The organism is Ruegeria sp. YKSF131 (genome assembly GCF_059612645.1).
Window position 1 is genome coordinate 75766 of record NZ_JBXWQZ010000010.1, and the last position, 21671, is coordinate 97436.

Annotated in this window: 25 protein-coding genes; 16 read left to right on the top strand and 9 right to left on the bottom strand. The window is 57.2% G+C overall.

The genetic code is table 11. The features are described from left to right. The first annotated feature begins 71 nt into the window (after nucleotides 1-71). The gene (locus AC2FLZ_RS05525; RefSeq protein WP_480625292.1) at nucleotides 72-974 is read left to right on the top strand and encodes a Rossmann-fold NAD(P)-binding domain-containing protein; all 903 of its coding nucleotides are present in this window, start codon (nucleotides 72-74) and stop codon (nucleotides 972-974) included. Here AC2FLZ_RS05525 and AC2FLZ_RS05530 read toward each other — a convergent pair. Beyond that, complete coding sequence (locus tag AC2FLZ_RS05530; protein WP_480625293.1) at nucleotides 971-1999, bottom strand: endonuclease/exonuclease/phosphatase family protein; 1029 nt, start codon at nucleotides 1997-1999, stop codon at nucleotides 971-973. The genes AC2FLZ_RS05525 and AC2FLZ_RS05530 overlap by 4 nt on opposite strands. Continuing rightward, nucleotides 1996-2826, bottom strand: a complete 831-nt coding sequence (locus AC2FLZ_RS05535; protein WP_480474695.1) for a hypothetical protein — start codon at nucleotides 2824-2826, stop codon at nucleotides 1996-1998. The genes AC2FLZ_RS05530 and AC2FLZ_RS05535 overlap by 4 nt, the downstream gene beginning before the upstream one ends. 104 nt (nucleotides 2827-2930) lie before the next feature. Between AC2FLZ_RS05535 and AC2FLZ_RS05540 the strand changes: the two genes are divergently transcribed. After that, a complete protein-coding gene (locus AC2FLZ_RS05540; protein ID WP_480474697.1) occupies nucleotides 2931-3134 on the top strand; it encodes a hypothetical protein in 204 nt (67 codons plus the stop codon). Between the two features lie 24 nt (nucleotides 3135-3158). Here the strand turns inward: AC2FLZ_RS05540 and leuD are convergent, their stop codons facing one another. The 4 genes from leuD to AC2FLZ_RS05560 are packed head-to-tail and all read right to left on the bottom strand — an operon-like array spanning nucleotide 3159 to nucleotide 5928. Then, the gene (gene leuD / locus AC2FLZ_RS05545) at nucleotides 3159-3764 is read right to left on the bottom strand and encodes a 3-isopropylmalate dehydratase small subunit (protein WP_480520086.1); all 606 of its coding nucleotides are present in this window, start codon (nucleotides 3762-3764) and stop codon (nucleotides 3159-3161) included. 41 nt (nucleotides 3765-3805) lie between these two features. Beyond that, nucleotides 3806-4348, bottom strand: coding sequence for an HdeD family acid-resistance protein (locus tag AC2FLZ_RS05550; RefSeq protein ID WP_480520084.1), 543 nt, complete (start codon nucleotides 4346-4348; stop codon nucleotides 3806-3808). Between the two features lie 37 nt (nucleotides 4349-4385). Then, nucleotides 4386-5789 carry a 3-isopropylmalate dehydratase large subunit gene (leuC, locus tag AC2FLZ_RS05555; protein WP_480494511.1) on the bottom strand — a complete coding sequence of 468 codons (1404 nt, stop codon included), beginning with the start codon at nucleotides 5787-5789 and terminating at the stop codon, nucleotides 4386-4388. A 43-nt stretch (nucleotides 5790-5832) separates the two neighbouring features. Beyond that, complete coding sequence (locus AC2FLZ_RS05560; protein ID WP_245220657.1) at nucleotides 5833-5928, bottom strand: isopropylmalate isomerase; 96 nt, start codon at nucleotides 5926-5928, stop codon at nucleotides 5833-5835. A gap of 115 nt (nucleotides 5929-6043) precedes the next feature. On the opposite strand from AC2FLZ_RS05560, the gene AC2FLZ_RS05565 reads away from it, so the two are divergent. The 4 genes from AC2FLZ_RS05565 (at nucleotide 6044) to AC2FLZ_RS05580 (ending at nucleotide 8922) form a co-directional block, all read left to right on the top strand. Beyond that, complete coding sequence (locus AC2FLZ_RS05565) at nucleotides 6044-7396, top strand: mechanosensitive ion channel family protein (protein WP_496881929.1); 1353 nt, start codon at nucleotides 6044-6046, stop codon at nucleotides 7394-7396. A gap of 164 nt (nucleotides 7397-7560) precedes the next feature. Continuing rightward, the gene (gene rsfS / locus AC2FLZ_RS05570) at nucleotides 7561-7920 is read left to right on the top strand and encodes a ribosome silencing factor (RefSeq protein WP_209599225.1); all 360 of its coding nucleotides are present in this window, start codon (nucleotides 7561-7563) and stop codon (nucleotides 7918-7920) included. Between the two features lie 44 nt (nucleotides 7921-7964). Then, entirely contained in the window at nucleotides 7965-8435 is a 471-nt protein-coding gene (rlmH, locus tag AC2FLZ_RS05575; RefSeq protein ID WP_480488167.1) for a 23S rRNA (pseudouridine(1915)-N(3))-methyltransferase RlmH, read from the top strand. Nucleotide 8436: 1 nt separating this feature from the next. Then, nucleotides 8437-8922 carry a flavodoxin family protein gene (locus AC2FLZ_RS05580; RefSeq protein ID WP_496715764.1) on the top strand — a complete coding sequence of 162 codons (486 nt, stop codon included), beginning with the start codon at nucleotides 8437-8439 and terminating at the stop codon, nucleotides 8920-8922. 3 nt (nucleotides 8923-8925) lie between these two features. Here AC2FLZ_RS05580 and AC2FLZ_RS05585 read toward each other — a convergent pair whose 3' ends face one another. Continuing rightward, entirely contained in the window at nucleotides 8926-9273 is a 348-nt protein-coding gene (locus tag AC2FLZ_RS05585) for a hypothetical protein (protein WP_480476876.1), read from the bottom strand. A 35-nt stretch (nucleotides 9274-9308) separates the two neighbouring features. Beyond that, nucleotides 9309-10019: a DUF599 domain-containing protein gene (locus tag AC2FLZ_RS05590; RefSeq protein WP_480476878.1), complete on the bottom strand. Its 711-nt coding sequence runs from the start codon at nucleotides 10017-10019 to the stop codon at nucleotides 9309-9311. Nucleotides 10020-10099: 80 nt separating this feature from the next. On the opposite strand from AC2FLZ_RS05590, the gene AC2FLZ_RS05595 reads away from it, so the two are divergent. The 7 genes from AC2FLZ_RS05595 (at nucleotide 10100) to AC2FLZ_RS05625 (ending at nucleotide 17419) form a co-directional block, all read left to right on the top strand. Further along, the gene (locus tag AC2FLZ_RS05595; protein WP_480555303.1) at nucleotides 10100-11539 is read left to right on the top strand and encodes an FAD-linked oxidase C-terminal domain-containing protein; all 1440 of its coding nucleotides are present in this window, start codon (nucleotides 10100-10102) and stop codon (nucleotides 11537-11539) included. Nucleotides 11540-11588: 49 nt separating this feature from the next. Continuing rightward, nucleotides 11589-12689 carry an FAD-binding protein gene (locus AC2FLZ_RS05600; protein ID WP_480555302.1) on the top strand — a complete coding sequence of 367 codons (1101 nt, stop codon included), beginning with the start codon at nucleotides 11589-11591 and terminating at the stop codon, nucleotides 12687-12689. A 4-nt stretch (nucleotides 12690-12693) separates the two neighbouring features. Beyond that, entirely contained in the window at nucleotides 12694-14007 is a 1314-nt protein-coding gene (gene glcF, locus AC2FLZ_RS05605; protein ID WP_480623307.1) for a glycolate oxidase subunit GlcF, read from the top strand. Between the two features lie 120 nt (nucleotides 14008-14127). Next, nucleotides 14128-14919, top strand: coding sequence for a trypsin-like serine peptidase (locus AC2FLZ_RS05610; protein ID WP_480520066.1), 792 nt, complete (start codon nucleotides 14128-14130; stop codon nucleotides 14917-14919). Further along, entirely contained in the window at nucleotides 14916-15731 is an 816-nt protein-coding gene (locus AC2FLZ_RS05615; protein WP_496881930.1) for a trypsin-like serine peptidase, read from the top strand. Before AC2FLZ_RS05610 ends, AC2FLZ_RS05615 begins: the two co-directional genes overlap by 4 nt. A 122-nt stretch (nucleotides 15732-15853) precedes the next feature. Continuing rightward, on the top strand, nucleotides 15854-16321 hold the full coding sequence (locus tag AC2FLZ_RS05620; RefSeq protein ID WP_480474711.1) for an Hsp20 family protein: 468 nt from the start codon (nucleotides 15854-15856) through the stop codon (nucleotides 16319-16321). 171 nt (nucleotides 16322-16492) lie between these two features. Then, the gene (locus tag AC2FLZ_RS05625) at nucleotides 16493-17419 is read left to right on the top strand and encodes a DMT family transporter (RefSeq protein WP_480520062.1); all 927 of its coding nucleotides are present in this window, start codon (nucleotides 16493-16495) and stop codon (nucleotides 17417-17419) included. A 170-nt stretch (nucleotides 17420-17589) separates the two neighbouring features. Here AC2FLZ_RS05625 and AC2FLZ_RS05630 read toward each other — a convergent pair whose 3' ends face one another. Next, nucleotides 17590-19065: an NAD-dependent succinate-semialdehyde dehydrogenase gene (locus tag AC2FLZ_RS05630; RefSeq protein WP_480555298.1), complete on the bottom strand. Its 1476-nt coding sequence runs from the start codon at nucleotides 19063-19065 to the stop codon at nucleotides 17590-17592. 286 nt (nucleotides 19066-19351) lie between these two features. Between AC2FLZ_RS05630 and AC2FLZ_RS05635 the strand changes: the two genes are divergently transcribed. The 3 genes from AC2FLZ_RS05635 to AC2FLZ_RS05645 form a co-directional block, all read left to right on the top strand. Further along, the gene (locus AC2FLZ_RS05635) at nucleotides 19352-20431 is read left to right on the top strand and encodes a coiled-coil domain-containing protein (protein WP_267365200.1); all 1080 of its coding nucleotides are present in this window, start codon (nucleotides 19352-19354) and stop codon (nucleotides 20429-20431) included. A gap of 4 nt (nucleotides 20432-20435) precedes the next feature. Then, the gene (locus AC2FLZ_RS05640; RefSeq protein WP_480555297.1) at nucleotides 20436-20852 is read left to right on the top strand and encodes a hypothetical protein; all 417 of its coding nucleotides are present in this window, start codon (nucleotides 20436-20438) and stop codon (nucleotides 20850-20852) included. Then, a partial coding sequence (locus AC2FLZ_RS05645) for a hypothetical protein (protein WP_496881931.1) occupies nucleotides 20845-21671 on the top strand: 827 nt, incomplete at its 3' end. The genes AC2FLZ_RS05640 and AC2FLZ_RS05645, both read left to right, overlap by 8 nt.

A 21671-nucleotide genomic window follows, 5' to 3' on the forward strand; every position in this document is an offset into this window, starting at 1 on the left:
CACATTCTGCATTTCTCGGCAATTCAATACGTGCATTGAATGGATAGATTGGTCTGAAACAGGAGGCATCAATGACACAAACTGCACTGATACTCGGCGCATCGGGCCGGTTTGGGCGCAATGCTGCAAAGGCGTTTCGGAATGCAGGCTGGGCCGTGCAGACATTCCGTCGCGGGTCCGGTTCTCTTTCCCAGGCGGCTAAAGGGGTGGATGTCATCGTAAACGGGTGGAATCCGCTCTATCCTGATTGGGCGCGTGAAATGCCCGACCTGACCAGACGTGTGATAGACGCCGCGTCCGAGACTGAAGCCACTGTATTGGTTCCCGGCAACGTCTACGTTTTTGGACCGGACACGCAAGGCCCATGGTCCGGGATTACACCGCACTTGGCCACCAATCCACTTGGCCGCATCCGGATTGATATGGAGGAGGCGTATCGCGCTTCAACCGTCCGTACGATCCTTCTGCGTGCGGGCGATTTTATTGACACAGAGGCATCAGGAAACTGGTTCGATCAGGTCATGATCAAGCATCTGTCGCGCAATCAGTTCGTGTATCCCGGAGACCCGGAGGCCCTGCACGCCTGGGCCTATCTGCCAGATCTTGCACAAACTGCAGTCGCGCTGTGTGAAATCCGAAAGGATCTGCCGCGGTTCTGCGATGTTCCTTTCGCTGGCTATACTCTGACCGGAACTGAGATCGCGCAGTCTTTGTCGAGAGTGACAGGACGGGACATATTCGTGAAGCCGATGCAATGGTGGCCATTGCAGCTGGCGCGACCATTCTGGCGCATGTCCTCACACCTGATTGAAATGCGGTATCTGTGGCAGGTGCCGCACCAGTTGGACGGATCGTACCTGACCGAGTTGCTGGGTTCTGTGTATCAGACAGATCTGGATGATGCATTGCGTTCTGCGATCTCTCCCAGCCTTGTGGCTTTGCCCTATGCGAACGGAGAGTCGGTCACGCCTTAAGGCAGGGTGACGTCAACCCAGACCAATCGGTGCCTGCTGGCACGTAGGGCAGATTCGTATAGCTTGCTGCCTTCTTCCGGCCACGTCACACCGGCGTCCGAAATGCGCAGGTCGGCGGACGGCAACACATAATCCACGCGCATTTCACCCGTGGCCTTCCAAGCGACCGTTGAGGTCGAGCCTGACGGGTCTTTCGGCAGCGGGTCTTGCAGACGGGGATGGGCCAGAAGGGACTGAATGGCCTGTTTACGGCCCTCCCCACGCGTTGGGTCAAGGTTGGCATCGCCGGCGATCAAAAAGGGACTTTCGGGGACTGGCCCCAGTTCACCGTTCAGTAAAACGGACCAGAGCCGGATCTCATCCTGATTGCGCAAGCCATTTCGATCCTCGGGCCCATCGAAAACGGGTGGCGTCGCATGAAAGGTCATCAAGTTGAGCCGCCCATAAGGGGTTTCGATCGGTACAACCCAGTGTGCGGTCGAAGACAGGCGTTGTATCTGATGTGCCGCGTCAGACGGGAAGGGGTGCCCGTTTACGCCAGGCAGGGTGGCGCCCGGTAAACTGCGCCACAACAGTTCGGAATAATCCTGAACCTCGGCGGTGATAATTTCGTATCGCGACAACAACGCCAACCCACCCTGACCGGTGAACTGCCCCCAGCCTTGCGCGTCGCCGGGGCCTTGGGTCTTGTCATCACCGTCCAGATCAAGCGAGGTTTCCAGGCCGGCATTGGGTTGTGTGGCAAGGTAATATCCATAATCAAGCCCCGCGTTGCGCAGTTTCCCAATCAGGGCGATTACAGCGGTATTGTTCAGATCCCAGTCGATACCCTGAAGGGCGATTATGTCAGGGCGCGCCGACGCAATAACGTCGACAACGGCCAGAACCTGCGCGTCATCGCGTTGAATGTCGCGAAGCAACAAACCGGGACCATTTCTGCTAAGCTCGGTATTATAGGTGGCAATGCGCACGACTTCTGCCTGTGCCGCAAAGGGCAGCCATAGCAGACACAAGATGCGGATCATGCGGTCTGTGTTGACTCGCTGGTCGAATAGGCGCGGCGTTTTTCCATGATCAAGCCCGCGATCCTGAGGGTCGCCATGCCGCGCATGATCATGCTGGCGGGCAGGAAGGCCCATGCGCTCATGGTCCAGATCAAGGTCTGTGGATTCCCAAGGGAGATCGGGGCGATCACACTGCTCATCAACTTGATAATCGCCGGAATGAGGAATGGCAGCAGAATGCCGATACAGATGTTCAGGCGGCCATCCCTTTGAAGGCGCGTAACGACATCACCCCCTTTGGTCGGGTCAAACAGCGGCAAGTTAGTCCACACATTGAAGGCGCCATTGCCGGTTGGCCATCCCCGAACCCTGACCGCATAGGCAAAGCTGACAATCGTGACCAAAGCCGCAACATAAGCCACGCTGGCCGTGATGCGGACCAGTTCGATCAAGGCGTGGCTGGCATCCGGGGGTAACATCAGCACGATGAGGCGCACCGGAGAATAGGGGAAGTCCACCACATTTGCGACAGCCAGGCCAACCGAATAAGAGAATGTGGTCAGCTGCGTTGGTTCAAAGGCGTTTTTGCAGATCAGCGTCAGAAAGGTGACCATCGACATCAGGCCGACAAACCGAAGGCGATTGACCGGGGGCGCGTCGCGGAATTCGATAAAGCTGGGAAATGCGGAATTGTATTCGGCAAAGGTCAGGATAAACGCGAGGATCGCGAGAAAGACCAGTATCTCGGTCCCGTTCGTAGATGAGACAGGCAGGTACAACGCAGGTGTCAGCACCATAAGTGCAACAAGTATACCGCGTATAGCCGCCCCTGTTGTGCGCGCAATCACTATCCGAACCCTTTTTCAAACCGGATCAGCCGATCTTTGTCGACTTGTTTCCAACTTGCGCCCGTCGCTTCGTCTGACGTTGACGGATCCTCTTTAGCGCCAACATGAACGATAAGCGGCATTTTGCTCAAGCCGAGGTGCAGAAAACACGTGATTTCGGGCAAAAAGATGGCGCAACTGGTGCGGTATTGCATCATTTTCGACGCAAATCCGACGTGTATCTCAAATTGATACCCACATGTTGTGGTTTTCAAAAAATCAACCCCAAGAATGCGAGCGGGGCCGCCTTGGCGACCCCGTCAGGTTGAGTATCCACAGATTCGCCCCCAGAATCACACCCAGGGACGGGCCTGACTGGCGTGATCCTCGAACTTGTCGATGTGATGATCTTTTTCCATCGTCAGCCCGATATCGTCTAGACCATTCAGCAGGCAGTGCTTGCGGTGAGGATCGATTTCGAAATCGATCACGATGCCGTCCGATGTGGTGATCTGCTGATCTTCCAGATGTACGGTCATGCGGGCGTTTTCGCCTTTATGCGCATCATCCATCAGGATCGCGTGGTGTTCTGCCCCGACAACGATCGGCAGAATGCCGTTCTTGAAACAGTTGTTGAAGAAGATGTCGGCAAAACTGGTCGAGATCACGACCTTGATGCCGAAATCCTTGATCGCCCAGGGCGCGTGTTCGCGCGAGGACCCACAGCCGAAGTTGTCGCCTGCAACCAGAATCTCGGCCTCGCGATAGGCGGGCTTGTTCAGGACGAATTCTTCATTCTCCTGACCGTCATCGTGATAGCGCATCTCGTCGAACAGAACGATGCCCAGGCCGGACCGTTTGATGGTTTTCAGGTGCACTTTCGGGATGATCATATCGGTGTCGATATTGATCAGCGGCATTGGGGCGGCCACCCCGTGGACTTTTTCAAACTTATCCATGTTCACACTCCTGCGGGAGAGGGCCGCGCCCAGGCCCCGCGTTAAGCTTGTTTCGTTTCTTTTGGAGCGTCCTTGACGAAGAACGCCATGAAGACAAGGCCGAGCCCGTTAAAGATCATTTCGATCCCCAGCAGGATGCCCAGCAATTGCAGCAGCACCGAAGGATCCATCGCGGCAAAGCGCCAGATCAGGATCGCCAGAACAATTGACATGATGCCCGAGACCAGCGTCGCCCAGAAATACTGTGTTCCGCGCATCTGGAACGATAGGATCACTCGGGCAATGCCGCCAGCCATGAACAGGATCAGGCAGACGGTTGCCAGCGTCAGCGTTCCTTGCAGTGGGTGATCCAGAAAGGACCAGCCCAGAAACAGCATCACGACACCCATGATAAATGACAGTATCTTGTTGCCGGTCCCTTCGACTGTGAAGCCGCCAACAACCTGCAATGCGCCAGAAATCAGCAGCAATACACCTGTGACCACCGTCACGGTAATTGATGCCACGACCGGTGCGCCCAGCACAAAGATGCCGAACATGATGGACAGAAGTCCAAGCAATAGCCATTTTGTCCAGTCACTCATGTCTTCAATCCCTCAAATATCCAGTTATGAGGGCAGCTTACATCATTTCACGGACGTCTGTCAGCCGTCCTGTGATTGCCGCTGCGGCGGCCATTGCCGGGCTCAGCAGGTGGGTACGCCCGCCCCGGCCTTGACGGCCTTCGAAGTTGCGGTTCGAAGTCGCGGCGCAGCGTTCACCCGGTTGCAACTGGTCGGGATTCATCGCCAGACACATCGAACATCCTGCCAGACGCCATTCGAAACCGGCTTCTTTGAAGATATCCGCCAGACCTTCTTCTTCGGCCTGCGCGCGGACCAGACCCGAGCCCGGAACGACCATGGCGCGTATGCCGTCCTTGATCTTTTTGCCCTTCAGAATCTCGGCGGCAGCACGCAGGTCCTCGATCCGGCCGTTGGTGCACGAGCCGATAAAGACAGTGTCGATCTCAACTTCGCTCAGCTTCTGACCGACCTTCAGCCCCATGTATTCAATGGAGCGGCGGGCCGCGTCGACTTTGCCACCTTCGAAATCTTCGGGGTTCGGGACGGTTGCGGTGATCGGCAGAACGTCCTCGGGGCTGGTGCCCCAGGTCACGACCGGCGCGATGTCTTCGCCGCGCAGGGTGATGACCTTGTCGAAATGCGCGCCTTCATCAGTAAAGAGCGTTTTCCACCATGTCAGAGCCGCTTCCCACTGCGCGCCTTTCGGCGCGTGCGGGCGGCCTTTGACGTAGTCGAACGTTGTTTCATCCGGCGCGATCAGACCGGCACGAGCACCGCCTTCGATTGCCATGTTGCAGACGGTCATGCGACCTTCCATTGACAGATCACGGATTGCTTCGCCGCAATACTCGATGACATAGCCGGTACCGCCAGCAGTGCCGGTCTCACCGATCACAGCCAGAGTAATGTCCTTGGCGGTCACGCCCGGTTGCAACTTGCCGGTGATTTCCACCTTCATGTTCTTGGACTTCTTCTGGATCAGCGTTTGCGTTGCCAGAACATGCTCAACCTCAGACGTACCGATGCCGTGAGCCAGCGCGCCGAATGCACCGTGGGTCGCTGTGTGGCTGTCGCCGCAGACAACGGTCATACCCGGCAGGGTCCAACCCTGTTCCGGGCCAACGATGTGGACAATGCCCTGACGCACGTCGTTCACCGGGTAGTAGTGAATGCCGAAATCCTTGGCGTTCTTGTCCAGCGCTTCGACCTGAATGCGTGATTCTGGGTTTTCGATCCCGTTCACGCGGTCCGGCGTGGTCGGCACGTTGTGGTCCGGTACGGCGATGGTCTTTTCCGGCGCGCGCACCTTGCGGCCTGCCATGCGCAGCCCTTCAAAAGCCTGCGGGCTGGTGACTTCGTGCACCAGATGGCGGTCGATATAAAGCAGGCAGGTTCCATCATCGGCTTCGTGCGCGACATGGGCATCCCAGATCTTGTCATAGAGTGTCTTGGGGGACATCGGTCCTCTCCCGTATGTAATGAGAAATAGCTGGCGAGTTGGCTCAGGCGACGGATAGGCGCGCCAGAACCGTGCGGGCAGCGCCAAAGAACCGTTCACGCAAGCGCGCGCGATCTTCCAGATTCTGAAGTTGGGCCACATTGAGTCTCATGCGGTTCAGATATACCGCGCCCTTCCGGCAATCAAGGTTCAAAACCAGTGTCAGGCTTGCATCGCCCCGCTTTGCTGTCCAAGCTGACCCGCAGGAGACATGTATGAACCAAGACCTGATCCCCAGTACGCTGACGGACCTCTACAACAACATGGTTGCGGCTTTTTCCGCGCAGTTCGAGCGGCTGCTTGATCTGATCGTCACGCCGGGCTGGCGACAATATCAACTGCTCATCATCCTGTTGCTGTGGGCGCTGGCTTTGCTGCTGAAATTCCTGACCCAGTCTAGATGGGATGCCTGGGCCCGTTCACGCACGGGATGGCCGAAATGGCGGCTCCGGGTTCTGGTACAGTTGATGCGGCGGTTGGCGCTGGTCTACTTCATCCTGCTTTCGTGGGCATTGTATCTGATCATGCAGCAGCTCACCTGGCCGTCGCGCAGCTATATCATCGGGGTGATAGCTACGCTGGCGGCGGCATGGCTGGCAATAGCACTGGTCGCGAGACTGGTCCAAAACCGCACGCTTCGCCGGATTTTCAAGTGGGCAATGTGGATCTACGCAACGCTAGTCGCGCTGAATCTGACGGATGACGTCGCGGGTTTTCTTGACGGAGTGGCGATTTCCATCGGGGACCTGCATATTTCGGCCCTTGGTATTCTCAAAGCCACATTGCTGATTGGTATCCTGCTGACACTGGCCCGTATCGGCACGCGCGCAGCCGAACGCGCATTGCAAAGCAATGACGACATAACCCCGTCCATGCAGGTGCTATTGTCAAAAGGCATACAGGTTCTGCTTTACGGGGCAGTCTTTATGGCTGCGATCCGAACGTTAGGGTTCGATCTGACCGGCATCGCGCTTTTGTCCGGCGCCATCGGCGTGGGTATCGGGTTCGGTTTGCAAAAAGTGGTGTCGAACCTGATATCGGGGATCATCATCCTGATGGACCGCTCGATCAAGCCGGGCGACGTAATCTCGTTGGGGGATACGTTCGGTTGGATCAATGCGCTGGGCGCGCGATACGTGTCGGTCGTAACACGGGACGGGCGCGAGTACCTGATCCCAAACGAAGATCTGATTACCAACCAGGTGGTGAACTGGTCGCATTCCGACCGGTTCGTAAGGTTGGATCTGGATTTTGGAACCAGCTATGACGACGATCCGCATAAAGTGCGCGCGACGGCAATCAGGGCGGTGAAGGCGGTTGCCCGGGTCCTGAGCGGCGGCAAACATGAACCGGTTTGCCACATCACCGGATTTGGTGACAGCAGCGTGGACTATGTGCTGAGGTTCTGGATCAGCGACCCGACAAAGGGGCTGACCAATATCCGGGGCAACGTCTATCTGGCGCTTTGGGACGCATTTAAGGAAGAAGGTATCTCGATCCCCTTCCCGCAGCGCGAAGTCCGGCTGTTGTCGGACGGCGCAACTGCGCAACAGATCATCACAGAGTAAGCGTCTGTGTACGCCCTGCAGCGTGCATTCATTGAAATGTTGCATTCCCCTTGCTACCTTATTAGTACCCCGGCGCCGGGGTTTCACGGCGCGCAGCAAAGGAGGACTATGTCCTGTCTCTACATACACAGGCGGGTTTGCCCGCCGATGATGGGGTCAACATAATGGCCCACTCTCAGTCAATCAGCGACAAGCTGCTTGAACGAATCCTTTCCTCACTTTCCGATGACAAGGCCGAAGACGTCGTGCAGATCAACCTGCAGGGCAAATCATCGGTTGCGGATCACATGGTGATTGCCTCGGGTCGGTCGACCCGTCAGGTTTCGGCCATGGCGGAAAAGCTGACGGATCGCATCAAGCAGGAATTCGGTTTCACCTCGAAGGTCGAAGGCAAGGACACCGGCGACTGGGTGCTGATCGATACGGGCGACGTCATCGTCCATATCTTCCGCCCCGAAGTGCGTGAATTCTATCAGCTGGAAAAGATGTGGCTGCCTCAGGGCGGCAGCGCCTCGGCGAACTGAGGCGCCATCCCGGCCTGCATTAACAGGCCGGAGGCGAGAGAGATATGCGTATCAGCATAGTTGCGGTCGGGCGATTGCGCGCCGGACCCGAGAAGACACTGCTTGACGATTACCTGACCCGTTTTGACCGGACCGGCCGTGCGCTGGGCCTTGGGCCTGCGCAGGTGATCGAGGTTGAAGACAAGAAAAACGCAGGCATGGCAGCCGAGGCCGCGCTGCTGCGCAAGGCCCTACCCAAAGGGGCAGTGTTGTGCACGCTGGATGAACGGGGGCGGGTCATGTCCTCGCCCGATTTCGCGAAGAAGCTGGGTGATTGGCGCGACGCGGGCCGGCAGGACCTGGCATTTGTTATCGGTGGCGCGGATGGAATCGACCCAGTTCTGCGGGCCGAGGCGGATTTTTCCGTTTCATTCGGGTCAATGGTCTGGCCCCATATGCTGGTCCGTGTGATGCTGGCCGAGCAACTTTACCGGGCCGCGACCATTCTGTCAGGTGGCCCCTACCACCGGGTCTGACATGGCGCAGCTTCTGATCGTTTATCACTCCCGCACAGGCGGTGCCCGGCAGATGGCCGAAGCGGCGGCCGAAGCAGCGCGAGGTGAGGCTGACACAAAGCTTATTCCAGCCAATCAAGCCGGGCCGGAAGATCTGCTGGCTGCCGATGGCTACATCTTTTGCGCGCCAGAAAACCTGGCGGCAATTTCGGGTCTGATGAAGGAATTCTTCGACCGCTGCTACTACCCGGTGCTGGGAAAACTAGAAGGCCGACCCTATGCGCAGATGATTTGCGCAGGATCAGATGGCGAAAACGCCGCCCGTCAGATCGCACGGATAGCCACCGGTTGGCGATTGAAAGCTGTTCAGCCTCCGCTGATCATTTGCACCCATGCGCAATCGCCCGAGGCCATATTGGCCGAAAAGACAATCCCGCAAGACCAGCTGGATCAATGCCGCGAGACAGGAGCCGCTTTGGGTGCGGGTCTGGCCATAGGTATTTTCTGAGGGTCAATCCAGTTTGACAACCGTGGTGCCTCCATTCCATCCATCGACGATGCACCGTGCCTGAATTTGCACCTGGTTCTGGCCTTTTGGAATGACCACCCCACCCAAAGAGCGGGTAAAGGGTTGTTCGGTTTCGTGTGGATGGACCAGCACGCGCATTCCCAATTCGTTTCCATCCATATCCTGAACACGCCAGCCGTCGGCGTAATGATCCCAACCCGTATCGGAATGCCGGATCGTTACATCGAACCGCCATGTATCGCCGTTCGCACTAGTGCGGACCTGCTCGATTGTTGGCGGGTCGGCAAGGGCAGGGCTGGCCATTAAGGCACAGAGAATAAAGTATCGCATCGCACCAGTGTAGCCAGTGAGGTAGCGCATCGGTATCACGTATCCGTGCTGGCGGCTCGGGCCATCAGTATTTCCCGGGAATGTGAGGCGAACTCGCGCCGATACAAGACGCCAAACGTGACCGCTGTGCCCAAAATGAGCGCGACAGGTCCAAGAAACCACGCCAGCGATGCCAATGCAAAATAGGTGGCGCGCAGGCCACGGTTGAAGCTGCGCGCTGCGGTGACACAGATCTCGGCCGCCTGACCGGCGCGGGGATAGGTTTGCGGGTCTTCGGGGTCATTGGGAACTGCAGCCATCAACACGGCGCAATACCCGAAAAGGCGGTGCGCCCACACATATTTCAGAAATGCGTTGGCCAGCAGCAATACGACGAAAAGGATCTTGATCTCCCAGACCATTGCCGGAACACTGCCGATGGCAAGGTCGATTGCGACGCCTGCCAGTCTTTCAGTGTTGCCCAGCAGGGCCAGCCCGCCCCCGATGGCAATCATCGTGGTCGACGCGAAAAATGTACTGCCCTGCCGCATGGCCGCCACGACTTGCGCGTCGAACATGCGCGGTTGGCGGGTCACCATCTCGCGCATCCAGTCGCGCCGGTAATCGTCCATCATGAGGGCTACGGATTGTCTCTGCGGCGACGGATGTTCGATTTTCCACCCGATCCACAGCCACGCACCCAGCAGCAGAAGCAGTGATGCATAGTCCAAAGGGGCAAAAAGAGCGGCGCGTTCGATCCAGGTCATGGCCGCGACAGTAAGGCCGGGCATGGGAACTTGCCAGAGTAAGAAATTGGTAATATTATTTTACCAAAAGGAGTGATGCCATGGAGATGCCAAAGCCAAGCCCGGATGTTCTGAGCCGGAAATCTGCGCTTGTTGCGCGGCTGTCGCGGGTTCTGCCCGAAGATGCGATCATCCATGACCCCGCCGAAACCCGCGCTTACGAGTGTGACGCTTTGACAGCCTATAAATGCCCGCCGATGCTGGCCGTGCTGCCGTCAAGCACACAGCAGGTTTCGGACGTTCTGCGCATTTGTCATGACGAAAACGTGCCTGTGGTGCCGCGCGGCGCGGGCACTTCATTGGCCGGTGGAGCCTTGCCCACGGCGGATTGCGTCATTCTGGGCGTCGCACGGATGAATGAGGTGTTGGAAATCGACTACGACAACCGCTTCATCAGAGTACAGACGGGTCGCACCAATCTGAGCGTTACCGGCGCGGTCGAAGAGGAGGATTTCTTCTACGCCCCTGATCCGTCTTCGCAGCTGGCCTGTGCCATTGCTGGCAATATCGCGATGAACTCAGGCGGTGCGCATTGCCTCAAATATGGGGTGACAACAAACAACCTCTTGGGCGTGACCATGGTCATGATGGACGGCAGCGTTGTCGAAATTGGTGGTGCGCATCTGGATGCACCAGGTCTGGACCTGTTGGGCGTCATCTGTGGGTCCGAAGGTCAACTGGGAGTGGTGACCGAGGCCACGTTGCGTATTCTTCGCAAGCCCGAAGGCGCACGACCGGTTCTGATGGGTTTCAATGACAATGAGGTTGCGGGGCAGTGTGTCTCGGACATCATCAAATCGGGCATATTGCCGGTTGCGATCGAGTTCATGGATACCCTGTGCATCAGGGCCTGCGAAAACTTTGCCCATGCCGGTTATCCCGATTGCCATGCGCTGCTGATCGTCGAAGTGGAGGGGTCTGACGCTGAAATCGATTATCAGCTTTCGAAAATCATCGAGATAGCCAAACGCCATGACCCCGTTGAATTGCGCGAAAGCCAGTCGGCCGAGGAAAGCGCCAAGATCTGGTTGGGTCGGAAATCTGCATTCGGTGCCATGGGACAATTGAACGATTATATGTGTCTGGATGGGACGATCCCGGTGTCAGCCCTACCAACCGTTCTGCGCCGCATCGGAGAACTGAGTGAAGAGTTTGGGTTGCCGGTCGGAAATGTGTTCCACGCAGGCGACGGAAATATGCATCCGCTGATCCTGTTCGATGCCAACAAACCCGGCGATCTGGAAAAATGCGAAGCTTTCGGGGCAGAGATTCTGAAGCTGTGTGTTGACGAGGGCGGCTGTTTGACTGGGGAGCATGGTGTGGGGATCGAAAAGCGGGATCTGATGTCTCATCAATATTCACCTGCCGACCTTGAGGCGCAGATGGCGGTTAAGGACGTTTTCGATCCCAAATGGCTGCTGAACGCGGCCAAAGTGTTTCCGCTCGACGTGTCGGAGCCGCGGCGAATGGCAGCAGAATAAGGGGGCGCTGCCCCCTTGCCCCCGGAGTATTTTTGAAAAGATGAAGCCAATGAGACCTGAGACTGAGGCCGATCTGGCAAAGCTGGTGGCCGGGTTGGAAAACCCTGTACGCATTGTCGGAGGCGGGACGCGTGGAATTGTCGGTCCGCATGCAGAAATCGAAACCGGAGCTTTGCGCGGTATCACGCTATATGAACCCGGGGCGCTGACCCTTGTTGCACGGGCAGGAACGCCTTTGGCAGAGATCACGGCGGCGCTGGAAGCAGAGGGCCAGCACCTCGCATTTGAGCCGATGGACCATCGCGGTTTGCTGGGAACACAGGGTGAACCGACCATTGGCGGTGTCGTCGCGGCCAATATTTCGGGCCCTCGACGGATTCAGGCCGGGGCCTGCCGGGACTTTCTGCTGGGGGTGCGCTATGTCGATGGGCGCGGGCAGGTGATCAAGAACGGTGGCCGCGTCATGAAGAACGTCACCGGGTACGATCTGGTCAAATTGATGGGCGGGTCCTGGGGTACTTTAGGGGTTTTGACCGAGGTCTCGCTGAAGGTGCTGCCCAAACCGGAACGGGCGGCAACATTATCTGTTGCGGTTCGGGATGCTGGTACTGCGGTTCGGGTGTTGTCCGCTGCACTGAGATCGCCGTTCGAGGTAACCGGGGCTGCGTATGATCCCGACGCCGGGAAAGCCCTGCTTAGGGTCGAAGACTTCACGGATGCGGTCGCATATCGTACAGGCAGGTTGACGGCTGAACTGTCCCGGTTTGGTGAGATTTCAGAGGAAGCGGATGCAGACACGCTTTGGGCTGGTATCCGCGATGCTCATCCGTTTCAGGGGCAGGACGGGGATGTCTGGCGGCTTTCAGTTAAACCCGGAGATGCGGCCGAAGTTTCAGCGCGTGCTGAAGCGGATCAGTTGCTTTTTGACTGGGGCGGCGGGCTTGTCTGGCTGCGCGTCCCGAAAGGTACGGATCTGCGCGCGCGGCTTGATGTGTTTTCCGGCCACGCGACACTTGTGCGAGCGGATGCAGAAACGGTCGCGCGACTGGGGCGCTTTCAACCAGAGAACGCGGCCGTCTCGACCCTGACAAATGGATTGCGCGCGAAGTTTGACCCACGTGGTTTGTTCAATCCGGGACTGATGGGATAGGTTTATGCAGACATCATTCACAGAACGGCAGTTGCAAGACCCGGCAACCAAACGCGCGAACGAAATTCTGCGAAATTGCGTCCATTGTGGATTCTGCACGGCAACATGTCCGACCTATCAGGTTCTTGGCGACGAGTTGGACAGCCCGCGCGGGCGCATCTATCTGATCAAGGATATGCTCGAAAACGAGCGGCAGCCCGACGAAAAGACGGTCAAACATATCGACCGGTGCCTGTCCTGCCTGGCTTGCATGACCACTTGCCCATCAGGTGTGCACTACATGCATCTGGTCGATCACGCGCGTGAATATATCGAGGCGAATTACAAGCGCCCTTTGACGGATCGCATTTTGCGTTGGGTTCTGGCGCGGATCCTGCCCTATCCGATGCGCTTTCGCTGGGCCTTGATCGGGGCTAAACTGGGTCGCCCGTTCCGGTTCTTGATGCCAGATGCCCGGTTGCGTGCCATGCTGGACATGGCGCCAATGAACATTCCACCGGTCAGCCGCAACGATGATCCACAAAACTTTGCGCCCGAAGGCGAGCGGAAAAAGCGGGTGGCCCTGATGACGGGATGCGCGCAGAAAGCGCTGAATACCGACATTAATGACGCCACGATCCGTCTGCTGACCCGGCTTGGATGTGAGGTTGTGGTGGCTGAGGGTGCTGGATGTTGTGGAGCACTGACCCATCACATGGGCAAGGTGAAAGACAGCCATGCAGCCGCAATCGCCAATATCAGGGCCTGGATTCGCGAGATGGACGGCGACGGATTGGACGCCATCGTGATCAATACCTCGGGCTGTGGGACGACAGTCAAGGATTACGGGCATATGTTCCGAAACGACACGCTCTCGGATGATGCTGCGCGGGTCTCGGGTATTGCGATGGATATCAGTGAGCTGGTTATGCAGCTGAATTTGCCCGAAGGGCGTGATCAGGACCTTACTGTTGCGTATCACGCAGCCTGTTCACTGCAACATGGGCAGAAGATCAAGACCTATCCCAAAGACCTGCTGAAACGTGCCGGGTTCAAAGTGGTCGAGCCCGCCGACAGCCATTTGTGCTGCGGTAGCGCAGGGACTTACAACCTCATGCAGCCGGAAATCTCGGGTCAGTTGAAGCAGCGTAAAATAAAGGCACTGGAGGTCAAGAAACCCGATATCATCGCCGCAGGCAATATCGGCTGCATGATGCAGATCGGGTCCGGCACCCAAGTGCCAGTCGTTCATACGGTCGAGCTGCTGGATTGGGCGACAGGGGGGCCAAAGCCACCCGCCTTGCAACGGGCAGAGGGCGCTGTTCCCATATTGCGATGAGCCGCCCTGATGCCGACCCGCATCATTTCCTCAGGAAATTCCCCTGTACACCGATCGCCCTATTTTCGCCCAACGGGGCACGTACGACAAAAGCTTCAGAGTGAGTCTCCGGAGACCCGAGTGCGCAACTGGATTAAGGCGATTGTGCTTTGTGCTTTGCCGATGGCGGCTACAGCACAGGACACCAGGCTGGAAAGCCTGGAGACCTCGGATTCCGGGCGCGAATGGATGGCTGTCGGGCGTCTGGATATTGCCGGAAAAGGGTTTTGCACCGGAACGCTTGTGTCGCCGACCCTTGTGCTGACAGCTGCGCACTGCCTGTTTGACAAGGTTTCCGGGCAGCGGGTGAACCCGTCCGATATCGAATTTCTGGCCGGGTGGAGGCTGGGCCGCGCTCTGGCTTATCGAACGGCAAGACAAGCTGTAATTCACCCGGATTATCAATTCAGTGCCGAGTCGTCGACGGACCGTGTCGGCGCGGATGTCGCCCTGATCGAGCTTTGGCAGCCGATCCGCAACACATCGGTCATTCCGTTTGAATCAGGAGATCAGCCCCGCCGGGGTGCGGAGGTGGGTGTGGTGTCATATGCGCATGACCGGTCGGAAGCACCTTCGTTGCAACAGGTTTGTTCGGTCATGAACCGGCAGGCAGGCGTTATGATCATGTCCTGCGACGTCGATTTCGGATCTTCAGGGGCACCGGTTTTTTCCTTTACAGGCGCGCGCCCTCAAATCGTGTCGGTTGTGGCGGCAAAGGCCAGCATGGATGGCCAGAGCGTTGCGATCGGCACTGCGGTTGAACATTCGCTGCAACTGCTGCGCGACGAGCTGTCTGCCGGGCATGGATTTGGATTGTCGACCTCCGGTTCAAGTACCGGCAAGAACGTCGGTGCAAGGTTTGTCAGGCCATGACCAAGGTCTTATTAATTTTGCTTTTGGGCCTGAGTGTTCTGGCGACCGCATCCCATGCGCAAGCCAACAAACGCAAGCTGACAGACCGGGATGACCTTTATGGTTGGGAAGCAATCGGGCGGCTGGATGTGCGCGAAGAGTCCTATTGCACAGGTACGCTGATCGCGCAGGACATGGTGCTGACCGCTGCCCATTGTGCTGTGGACCGCCGTACCGGGGAAACATACGCGCCCAAAGACATCACGTTTCGTGCGAGTCTGAGCAACGGCAACGCGTTGGCCGAACGTCAGGTCACGCAGATTGCGGTTCTGCCCGGCTACGCTTCAAATAACCCGCTTTCGCACGAAGGTGTTCGGATGGATGTCGCCCTGATGCGGCTGAATGAGCCCATTCCGTATTCGATTGCCGATCCTTTCGTGTTGCACAGCGGGCGAGTTTCGGGAAACGAGATCAGCATAGCCTCGTATGGGCGCGGACGATCCGAGGCGATCACGCGCGAAAGGTCGTGCCGCGTATTGGATCGCAGGCAGGGCCTGATCACATTTGATTGCGACGTCACCTTCGGGTCTTCCGGATCCGCCATTCTGGTAAAAAACGGTTCGCGCTGGCAGGTTTTGTCCGTGGTTTCAGCGGTAGGCACCAACGGTCGAAGAAAGGTGGGGTTCGGCATGGAGCTTGACGGAATAGTGGCCGAGCTCAAGTCCATCATGCGGCGCGATGCGCCAAAACCAACAGCTACGATCCGCCGGTTACAGGCTGGGTCCGGCGCGTCCGGGTCTGGCGCGAAATTCATCAGCTCCGGCGGGGGTTGAACTCGGTCAAATCGCTTCCCATGTCACTGATATCGGATCGCCACAACGGGGTCCGTCATCAACATTGGTCCGTCCAGCCGGAGGGCCAGATCGTGAATCGCTCAAAAATGAGGATATGACACATGCGTACATTTGATTTTGCACCGCTGCACCGCGCCACCATTGGCTTTGACCAGATCGCCGACATGATGGATCGTGTTCTGACCAATGATGTGGCACAGCCAAGCTATCCACCCTACAACATCGAAAAAACCGATGTCGACACTTACCGTATCTCGGTGGCCGTCGCCGGTTTTTCAGAAAGCGACCTGTCCGTTGAAGTGAAAGAAAACGCGCTGGTTGTTGCAGGTAAGAAGGCATCCGAGGACAAGAGCCGCAGCTATCTGCATCGCGGCATCGCAACCCGCGCGTTCGAGCGTCGCTTTGCGCTGGCCGATCACGTCCGTGTCACCGGTGCAAGCCATGAGAACGGAATGCTGAACATCGACCTGAAGCGCGAAGTGCCCGAGGCACTGAAACCGCGCCGGATCGAAATTACCTCGGCTAAAGCCATCGAAAAAGATGTGGTTGACGCCAAGGCCGTGAACTGAGGCTTTGAAAGCCTAGCGGCAGTCTCCTCCTCCCGGACTGCCGCAACACCCGCGCCCCGCGTTCCTCCAGACGCGGGGCGTTGTTTTTTTGATGAAAACGCCTTTGCATATCAAAGCGTGGGCCCGGTAAACTCCGCTACACTAATCGCGAACCTGTGCTAGAACTTGCAGATGTCGACGACATCCACGCAGACTAGACCGGCTATTCCTCAACCGCTTGCGGTTGTTGGCGTTCTTTTCGCTTCAATTTGTTTCGGGCTTGTTCCCTATTTCAGCAGGGGGCTGACCGAGCAGGGCGTCGCACCTTTCGCGGTCGCATTCTACCGCTACATCGTTCCGGCGGTTTTGTTACTGCCAGTTCTCGTCGTACATCGAACAGCCTGGCGCGAGATTTGTTGGGGTCTTGCGGTCGGAGTGGTGATGGGGCTTGGCTGGATCGGATATGTCACAGCCCTAAAGACACTGCCCGCATCGACGGTGGGCGTGCTCTATATGACATATCCGGTTTTCACGTTGATCATTGCGTGGGCTTTGTTCGCCGATACTCCCACAAGGCGTGCGATTCTTGCTTCTGGTCTCATAATTCTGGCTGCCATCATAGCAGGCTCGCCAGCATCCGTTCCGGTCGAGCACATTCCTACGCTTTTAATCTCGCTGGCGGCGCCATTTGGTTTTGGCTTCGGGATTTCTGTTCTGGTCCACAGGTTGTCCCGAATTGCGCCACTTGCACGTATCGCCTCGGTGTCTCTGGGATCGGTACTTGGGCTTTTGCCTTTGATGCTGAATGCAGACGTTTCCACGCTGCTTCCTGAAGGTCAGTCCGATTGGGTTCTGATCATTGGAATTGGATTGGTCACGGCGCTTGTGCCGCAGCTTGTCTACACGATCTGTTCGCCGCTGATCGGCGCTTCTCAAACTGCGGTTGTCGGAAGCATTGAATTGCCCACGATGTTTGCAGTCGGGTTCTTTGCGTTTGGAGAAGCGATCACAACTGCGCAAGCCATAGCCTGTGCTTTGGTCTTAGGGGCGATTGCAATAACCAGAAGTCGGGTGACGCGCACCGTAACGACCGTGATAGCGAAAAACGAAAAGACGTAAGTTTGGGATCGTATCGAGCCCCATACGAAAAGTTCCTGCGATGCTTGCGCGTGGGGAATTCATGCTTGGTGAAATAAGTTTATTTCCCAGCCGCCACCGGTCCGTTTGACCCGAACAACGCCTCGCCTGCGGGCAGAATGGCCACCGCCCCAAGGCGATGGCCCGCCAGATCAGACCGACATGCAGACGTATTTCATCTCAAGATAGTCTTCCATGCCGTGATGGCTGCCTTCTCGGCCCAGACCGGATTGCTTGACGCCGCCGAACGGGCCTAGCTCAGTCGAGATGATGCCGGTGTTCACGCCGACAATGCCATATTCCAGCGCCTCGGCCACTTTGTAGACGCGGCTCAGGTCCTTTGCATAGAAATACGAGGCCAGTCCAAAGATCGTGTCATTCGCCATGGCGATCACGTCATCTTCATTCTCGAACTTGAACAGCGGTGCCAGTGGGCCAAAGGTTTCATCCTGCGCCACCATCATGTCCTGAGTCACGCCGGTCACAATGGTCGGCTGAAAGAACGTACCGCCCAGACCGTGAGGCAATCCGCCGGTCAGAACGGCGCCGCCCTTGTCCGTGACATCCCTGATATGCTCTTCCACCTTGGCGACCGCATCGGCATTGATCAGCGGGCCGGTTGTGGTGCCCTCAGTCAGACCGTCGCCGATTTTCAGGGCTTCAACTGCCGCTTTCAGTTTGGCAGCGAACGCGTCGTAAACACCGGCCTGTACATAGATGCGGTTGGCGCAGACACAGGTCTGGCCGTTATTGCGGAATTTGCACAGCATCGCGCCTTCGACGGCTGCATCCAGATCGGCGTCATCAAACACGATAAAGGGTGCATTGCCGCCCAGTTCCATCGAGCATTTCATGACCTGATCAGCAGCTTGCCGCAGCAGGATACGCCCCACCTCGGTCGAGCCGGTAAAGGTCAACTTGCGCACACCGGGGTTTTCGCAGAACTCCTTGCCGATCTCGCTGGCCTGGGATGAAGGCACCACGTTGAAGACACCAGCTGGCACGCCGGCTTGTTCCGCAAGAAGCGCCAGAACCAGCGCGGACAGTGGTGTTTCTGCCGCCGGGCGGGCAACAAAGGCACACCCCGCCGCCAGCGCCGGCCCTGCCTTGCGCGTGATCATGGCGTTTGGAAAGTTCCAGGGTGTGATCGAAGCCGCCACACCAATGGGCTGTTTCAGCACCATGATCCGCTTGTCGCGCTGATGTCCCGGGATGGTCTCGCCATACACTCGCTTGGCTTCTTCACCGAAAAACTCGATGAAGGACGCGCCATAGCCGATTTCGCCGATGGCCTCAGCCAGCGGTTTACCCTGTTCTGCGGTCAGGATCTTGCCCAGATCTTCGGCGTTCTCCATCATCAGGTCGAACCAGCGCCGCAGGATCACGGCACGTTCCTTGCCGGTCAGCTTGGCCCATTCCTTTTGCGCGGCTTCGGCCTGTGCGATTGCTCCGGCAACCTGCGCGCGGCTGACATCGGCCACTTTGGCCACCACATCGCCCCGGGCCGGGTTGGTCACGTCGAACGTTCCGTTGTCACCATCCACCCACTGACCGCCGATATAGGCTTTGGTTACAAGCAGGCCTGGGTTCTTCAGAATTGATTTTAGATCAGTCGTTGCGTCCAGCATGTCATTCTCCGCGCAGAAATTGAGTTGGCGCACCCAATCAGGTGTTGAAGGCTTTGTCTATGGCCACTGATACAGGTCGATCAGCCCAGTTTTGATCAAATTATTTTCGGACCTAATCGTTGCAGCATAGTCGCAGCGTTGAGTTCTACGTCAGGTTGCGATCACGCGGCTTTTCTTTCCACCCCAAGTTTGCCAGAGTTTGCGTGATTTTTGGACTCAAGGGGATGTAAATGACCGTAACATTTCCTATCTTATTGGGTAATTAAAGAAAAAAAGGACAGCAGAGATGTCGAACCAGCAATTCGAAGCGCTCATCAAAGAAACGCAAACGAAAGTGCGCGAAAGCCAGTCGCAGATTGAGGGGCTGACCTCGCGCATCGAAGCGGCGCGGGCCAAGATTGGAACGGCCGAGGCCGATATCGACATCGAAAATGCCACGCTCGAGGATGTTCACGCCCACACTGAGGTGATGAACGCCAACATCGCCGAGCTGATCATGGGTCTGGACGATGTTACCAACGCGTTTTCCAAGGATTTCGACGAGATGCGCTCGAAAACCGGGTGGGAATCGTTTGTTGGCATCTTTTCCAAGGGAAAATCCGAGTCGCTGCGGCAAGAGCGGATGCGCACGGCCAATATCGACGACAAGTTGCAGGATCTGATCGCCAAATCCGATGTGATCGTGAAGCTGCTGCAAGGGCAGCTGACCGTGCTGGAAGAACAACGCGTAAAGGTCGAGGACAACCTGACAGGCACGCTGGATGACCGTGAGGCAACCGTGGCCGAACTGGAAGCATTGCGGGCCGAGATTCAGGGCATGGACCCGGCGATTATCACGCTCGAAAACAAGATCAGCGTTGAACAGGACGCCGCCGCGCGCACCCAGCTGGAAACTCAGCTGGCCGAACTGAACAAGCAATACAACGCCAAGGTTCAGGAAGAGCAGGTCAAGTTGGCCAAGTCTCAGACACTGGAGCGTTATATCGAAAAGGGTAAGACCTGGGTCGATTCGCTCCAGAACCAGGCGGCGACGCAGATGGTGCTGATCAACAAGCTGCAGACAGACACGCAGCAGCGCGTGGTGCTGTATGACGCCCTGACAAAATCGCTGAAAACCGCGCAGCAGCAGGACGTGGCCCACCGCATCAACGAGATCGGTGTGCAGACGGATCAAGAGGCGCAGACGGCGATGGCCGCCATCGGCACCGCGACCAACCAGAAAATGGCCGACATGCTTGAGGCGCACGAGGACCACATGGTCTTTGCCCGTGACGTTCTTGAGAAAAAGGCCAAGGCGGATGAGCGGTTTGCGCGCCGGTTTGCCTCGATTGTCGAGAAGCATGATAAGAATTTGTATGGGGGATGAGTGCGTGCGTTATTCTGCGCGAGAAATCTCTCTAGCCGTATTGGCAGTTATAACGGTGGCCCTAACGATTGCGTTTGGCGTCGGGCTGATTGCAAATATCCCAACTCTAAGTGTGGTTGCGATTTGGACCATGCTACCCAGTCAGCTTCTGATTGCTTACTTTGTGAAATCCTCATCAGACGCTGCTGAGGGTTGGGGGGGCGAGTTTACATTTGGAAAAGCAATCTTCTCAAAAGCTCTCTGGCGAAAGTATAGAAAGGAGTGGGCATTGCCTTTTGCAGGTATGTTCCTAGGAGCTCCACTGTTTTTGCGGTGGGGGTTGCCGGTGAGCGGCGTTGTTGGGCTCTACCTCTTTATTTTTGTGGCTCAACTTGAAGACTGCAGGGCAAAAATTTCCGCTCGCGTATGCGCAAATGACTAACCCCAGCCAAGACCATGTCGGCTTGACTGACACCTTCGCCTCGCGTCGCTATTTCCGCAAATTTGAGGTGATCACTGTCCATCTTCTGCGTGTGGCCGCGACGATGGAGGCGGAGGGCGCAATCAGCAAGCAAGAGGTGCGGATCGTATCGCGCTACCTCTCGGGGTTGCTCTACACTTTCCGCGCGCTGTCGATGAAATACCTGCTGGTCGGGCGCGATACGGGGCGGTTCTTTGGCAGCCTTGCAATGGACAAGCGCGACAGCGGGTTTCCGGTGGCGGCCGAGTTGCTGACCATGGCCAATGACGCGCAGCAGGCGCAGGTGCATCTGGCGAATATGCCCTCGGAAGATGACCTGAAAACCGACATGGTCCGCACGATCATCGGCGACCGGGAAATCCCCACCAAACTGCAATTTGCGCTGTCACAAAGGCTCTATTATGAAGAGTTGCTGAAGGGTCAGCTGTTCTGGGCCCGCAACGATCCTGAGTGCCACTGGATCGGGAATGAGGGCGAGCGGCGCAAGTTCATGATCCACTGGGCGGTCTATGACAGCCAGATCAACCTGCCCGTCATCTATCTGATGCAGCTGGAGGACACAGGCAAAACCGCCCTGCCCAAGGACCAACGCCGCTGGCCTGAGGTGCAGGCTCACCTGATGGCGCAGTCTTTAGGCGGGCTGAAACTGGTGACCATCGCCAAGGGCTTTGATCAGGATTTCAACGACCTGCACCCCAAACACCTGCGACGTATTCACGTGGGGCCGATGTATTCTTCGGCCTTTACCGAACAATCCGGCCCCTTGCGGCAGGTGCTGGA